Below are 5408 nucleotides of genomic sequence, written 5' to 3'. Positions count from 1 at the left end.
CCTATATATAGGTCGTGACCCTGTGAACCTGTGACCCTAAGGGTCAAAATCCGTTTTGACCCCGGTTTGACCCTGTGACCCTGGCTCTTCATCTGCGCTGGTCGCGCGCAACGGAGCCCGGCAACGGCCGGACCGTCCTTTTCGGCCATGCGCTGACAAGCAGGCGGCAAGCCTTCCCTGGCTCCGAAGTCACGGCCATGGCGACGCCTCTCCCCCAGCCTGATGGGAGCCGAAACACGAGCGCCAATTTTCATGTTAGTCGCACTAAAATAAATATTTGACGCCGTTTTATTTCATGTTACTCACATTAACATGAAAAAGAAAACCGCCGCAAAAGCTCCTCGTGACTACCAGCAGACGGCCCGTGCCGAAGCGGCGGAGGCCAGCACGCGGCGGATCATCGAGGCCTTCCTCAAGCGCGCCGAAACGGAGTGGTTCGACAAGATCAAGCTCGATGACATTGCGGCCGATGCCGGGGTGACCGTGCAGACCGTGGTGCGCAAGTTTGGCAGCAAGATGGGCCTTTTGGAAGTGGCTCACAAACACATGGGCGAGTCGGTCGCCGTGCGCCGCGTGGTGATCCCCGGCGATTTGAACGGCGCCATTGATGCCCTGACGCGGGACTATGAAGACGTGGGCCCGCTGGTCCTGCGGCTGCTGGATCAGGAGCAGATGCATCCGGTCCTCAAGCCCACGCTGGATGTGGGTCGGCAGGGACACCGCGACTGGCTGAAAGAGACTTTTGCCGAACGACTGAAGCCCCTGACGCCCGCACGCCGCGAGGCCACGCTCGATGCTCTCGTCGTCGCTGCGGACATCTACGTCTGGAAGCTGGTACGCCTCGACATGGGGCGCTCCATCCCCGCCTACCAGCAGATCGTCCGGCAAATGATTCTCGCCGCCCTGGAGCCGCGGTAAGCCCCGTCCATTCAAACCTGCAACACCATCCATCGCATGAGCACCGAACCCAAAAACATCCTGTTCACCACCTGGGAGGGCGGCGGGAATCTGCCGCCCGTCATCACCGTCGCCCGCAAACTGCACAAACGGGGTCACCGCGTCCGATTGATGAGCGACGAGGCCAGCCGCGAAGACGCTGCGGCTGCAGGGATCGCCTTTCACGCGTGGCAGACCGCGCCGAACCGGGCTGACAAGACACCGGCGAGCTGTCCGCTGCGCGACTGGGAAGCCGCCAGTCCTCAGGAGGGCATCGGCCTCGCGTTGAGCAAGATCCTGTTTGGCCCGTCGCTCGATTACGCCCGTGACCTCGCCGCCGTGCTGGATCGCGAACCGGCTGATCTGGTGGTGACCAGCGACATGCTGCCTGGCGTTCTCGCCGCGTGCGAGAGCCGAGGCCAGCCGGTGGCCATCCTCTCCGCCAATCTGTGCCTGTATCCCTTGGAAGGAATGCCGACCTTCGGGCCTGGACTGCCGCCACCACGCACGGCTGAAGAAGAAGCCCTGCACGCACAGATTCGCCAGGGCACGCTCGCGATGCTGGATGCCCACCTCGACGCTCTGAATGACACCCGTGTCGCGCTGGGACTCAGGCCGATTGAAACCGTGCTGGAGCAGTTGGAAGTCGCGACGCGCTATCTCATTGCTTCGAGCCGGTCGTTCGATTTTCCCGTGGAGGAACTGCCGCAACAGATTCGCTACATCGGCCCGCAGCTCGATGAGCCCGCCTGGGCCAAGCCATGGCGCTCGCCATGGCCGGAGAACGATCCCCGTCCCCTCATCGCTGCATGCTTCAGCACGACCTATCAGGCCCACGAAAGCGTGCTGCAAAAAGTGATCGATGCCGCGGCGGAGCTTCCGGTGCGCGTGCTGGTGACGCTCGGGCAGGTGGCACCCGAGTCCGTGCGTCCGGCGGAAAACACCGTGGTCGTAGCGAGTGCGCCCCACAATGCCGTCATGCAGCAGGCGACGGTGGTCGTCACCCACGGCGGTCACGGCACGGTGATGCGAGCCCTGAGCCATCATCGCCCCATGCTGGTCATTCCGCACGGTCGCGATCAGGATGAAAATGCCGTGCGCGTCGTGGAGCACGGCGCGGGACTGCGAATGACCGCCAGCAGCAGCAGCGAGGAAATCCGCAGCGCCTTGAGCCGCCTGATCACCGAGCCCGCATTCACCGAAGCCGCCCGTCGTCTGGGCACAGCCATTGCTGTGGAAGCGGAAAGCTTCAACGCGATCGCAGAGATAGAGTCTCTGGCAGAGCAGCCTGCCTGCTGCGCTTGTTAACTGTCCCATGCATCCCTTGTCTCATCACCTTCCCTTTCCATGAATACCTTGTCATTCACCAAACCCCATCATAGCCGTCTGTTTTACTCGGCGGCTTCCCTCGCCCTGCTGGTGCTGACCGTTGTCGGCTTCCGTCTGTTTTACCTGAACATGGAGGCATTCCCCGGGCGTCCGTTGACGCCGCCCATCCGCACGCTCGTCATCGTGCATGGCGTGCTGATGACCGCCTGGATGCTGCTGTCCGTGGTGCAGCCGCTGCTCGTTGCCTCCGGTCGCAAGCGCGTCCACATGACGCTCGGTCTGTTCGGCACCGCCCTGGCCGCTGCCATCGTCGTCACCGGCTGTCTCGTCGCCGTGAATGCCGCGCGGGTGAATCCACCCGACCTGAAGGTGTTTGGCCTCACGCCCAAGGAGTTTCTGACCGTGCCTTTGAGCAGCATCGTCGCGTTTGGCGCGTTCGTGCTGGTCGGCATCTGGTATCGTCGACGTCCCGAAGTGCATCGTCCGATGATGTTCATGGCGTCCCTGTCCATTGTTTCCGCAGCATTGGGCCGCATGCCCGCACTCAACGGCTGGTACGCGGGGACGTGGATGGAAGAATGCTTCAGCGCATTCCTCACCACACTGCTGCTGGGAGCGGTCATGTTCGGCATCAAATGCATGCTGGAAAGCCGCATTGACCGCTGGTTTGCCGGTGCCTTTGGAGCTCACGCCGTCATTTGCGTGGCTTCAGCACTCATCGCGAAGACAGATGCCTGGGTTCAGTTCGCCACGATCCTCATGCAGTAAAGGAACGGGATCAGGGGGCAACATTCTGACAAACCATCGAGAGAGCGGCGTTTCATCCCCCCATGAAATTTCGCTTTCTCGCGCCCCTCCTGCTCATCACCGCCTCCACCTTTGCCGCTGATGCGCCGAAGCTGCCTTCCATTCCCGCCGAGCCGACGGCGAAGAAGAAGGAGCTGCTCTTTGCCGATGACTTCGCGCGCGCGGAGCTGGGCAAGGACAAGGGCTGGGCCATCGTGGTGCCGACGTTTTCTGTGGAGAACGGGGCGCTGAAGGGCACGCAGATGCGCTTTGATGCACCGGCCAAGGATGGCAAGCCGCCGGTGAAGGGACATCAGGCGGTGATCGGCAACGACATCCCGACGCAGGACAGCGTGATCGAGTTCCGCTTCCGGCTCGGCGGGGCGCAGTCCGTGACGGCGGAGTTTGACGACCGGAAGTTCAACGGCTCGCACTACGGGCACCTCTGCATGGCGCGCATCGCTGCGGACAAGATCATCCTCGTGGATCAGAAGGGCCTGGCCGTGGCCCGGCCCGAAGGGGCCACCGGCGAGCCGCCGACGCCGAAAGGCCGCAAAAACGTCAGCTTCCCCCTCAGCCTCGATGCGGAGACGTGGCACACGTTTATGCTCGAAACCGTGGGCGATACAATGCGCGCCTCCATCGACGGCAAGCCCGTGGCCTTCCTCCAGTCCCCCGGCATCGCGCACGCGACGAAGTCCAAGGTGGAGTTTGGCTGCATGGGCAAAGACGGCTTCTTGGATGATCTCAAGATCTGGAGCGCGGAGGCGGTGAAGTAGGGGGACACCCTTCAAAAATCAGCAATCCTTGTTCATCAATCGTCAATCACGCACGGCCAGGACGCCCTGGAGCCGGAGGATTGACGATTGTCGAGCATTCGATTTTTGATTTTTGAAGTTCCAAACCCTCGGCGCGGCGTGTGATGAACAACATTACCTTCTGACGCGTGGTTTCGCTCCCGAGGGGCGCGGCGCTCCGGCCGTAGATTGGGTGTGTTTGACGTCCAGGGGCCTCCCATGCCTCGCCGCCCTCTTCGCCAAACCGCCCGACTGCGAGGACGTTCGCAGGCCCCAGTGCTTGCGGCACGCTGAAAGACGGGCGGGCTGTCGCCACACCCATCCCACGGGGGAGCAGGCTCTGCCTTTCCACGATGCAAGGACGGCGCACCTTTTTGAGCGCACGCGACGCTGCAGACCCGAAACTTCGGACCCGGCGCAGCGGTTCCCTACCAGCTTGTGGCATGCGCTGCTCTGGAGAAAACAGATGCCAGGCATTCCATTCGGACACCCGATGCCCGAATGGAAGGATGTTTCAGCGCATGCGGAAGACCACGACCCGGCGGTCCAGACTGCGGTCAGCCTCGGCGGCATCGGCCGGACTGGCGGCTTCGGCTTCACCATAGCCCACGGGCATGAGACGCTCGGCGCTCACGCCATGACGCACGAGCTCCCGGGAGATGCGCTCCGCACGTTCCTGGGAGAGCTGGAGATTCTGCCCATAATCGCCTTCAGCCGAGGCATGGCCTTCGATGACGAAGGTGTCGTTGGCGAGGGCCGGTGCCTTCATGGCGTTGGCCATGTCGATGACGAGGTCGTAGGAATAGGCGTCGGCAAAGTCCGTGGAGCCCTGGCGGAAGAGGATGGCATCCGTGCTGATGGCAGATTTAGGATCGACGCTGTAGGAGACGGCATACGCATCCCCGGTGGTGTAGGAAGGGGGGATGGCGTTCTGGTAATACCCCTGCTGCGGCGCCTGGGGCCTGAGGCTGTAGGGGCTTCGCGCCTGGGGCAGGACTTGCACGCGCTGGAGCTGCTGGGAGGCGACGATGACCGGTGGGATCTCCTGCATGGAGGAGTAGCGGATCACCCGGCGGTTCCCTTCGTAAAAGCGGGTGTGCCGCTGAGTCTCCGTGGTCTGGAAGATTCTTTGGTCGCGATGGAGGCTGCCGGAGGGCGCAGCCTGCGGGGCGCGGCCTTGGAATCGTTCGACGATGCTGGAAACGGTGCGTTCGCGGTCCTGCTGGGTTCTGCCCACTTCCTCGACGGAAGGACGGTAGCCGTAGCCTGGCATGGGGCCGCCTGGGCGACGCCTTGAGTCAGGGTCACGACGATCATTGGAATTCACTCCAACGGCGGCGGCTCCGGCACCGAGGATGTTCAGGAGGAGGCGCTTGGCATCTTCCTTGTTGTCAATTTTCCGTGCCTGTGCGGCATCCGCCTGACGGTCACGCTTGGGCTCATCTTCCAGCACTTTGGCCGTCTCCTGTGATGGGGGCTTCTGGGCGGCGGGGCGCTCAGGGCGCTCGCGTGCCTCGGGCCGCACGGCGGGTTTGGTTTCGCCAGGGGCTTCAGGAGTCG

At 62.9% G+C, this 5408-nt stretch carries 5 protein-coding genes; 4 read left to right on the top strand and 1 reads right to left on the bottom strand.

Annotated features, from left to right (window positions below; all coding sequences use genetic code 11):
- Positions 1-312 precede the first annotated feature (312 nt).
- From WAW39_RS06510 to WAW39_RS06495, 4 genes are all read left to right on the top strand, one after another.
- A complete protein-coding gene (locus WAW39_RS06510) occupies positions 313-918 on the top strand; it encodes a TetR/AcrR family transcriptional regulator (RefSeq protein WP_422316986.1) in 606 nt (201 codons plus the stop codon).
- A 36-nt stretch (positions 919-954) separates the two neighbouring features.
- Complete coding sequence (locus tag WAW39_RS06505; protein ID WP_422316984.1) at positions 955-2244, top strand: nucleotide disphospho-sugar-binding domain-containing protein; 1290 nt, start codon at positions 955-957, stop codon at positions 2242-2244.
- A gap of 39 nt (positions 2245-2283) precedes the next feature.
- Positions 2284-3033 carry a hypothetical protein gene (locus WAW39_RS06500; protein ID WP_422316982.1) on the top strand — a complete coding sequence of 250 codons (750 nt, stop codon included), beginning with the start codon at positions 2284-2286 and terminating at the stop codon, positions 3031-3033.
- Between the two features lie 62 nt (positions 3034-3095).
- On the top strand, positions 3096-3830 hold the full coding sequence (locus tag WAW39_RS06495) for a hypothetical protein (protein ID WP_422316980.1): 735 nt from the start codon (positions 3096-3098) through the stop codon (positions 3828-3830).
- Between the two features lie 532 nt (positions 3831-4362).
- Here the strand turns inward: WAW39_RS06495 and WAW39_RS06490 are convergent.
- A partial coding sequence (locus tag WAW39_RS06490) for an OmpA family protein (RefSeq protein WP_422316978.1) occupies positions 4363-5408 on the bottom strand: 1046 nt, incomplete at its 5' end.

The sequence above is a fragment of the Prosthecobacter sp. genome (genome assembly GCF_049294395.1).
Classification (GTDB): domain Bacteria; phylum Verrucomicrobiota; class Verrucomicrobiia; order Verrucomicrobiales; family Verrucomicrobiaceae; genus Prosthecobacter.
The sequence above is the reverse complement of the archived record's forward strand: the minus strand, read 5'-3'. Positions and strand labels throughout refer to the sequence as shown.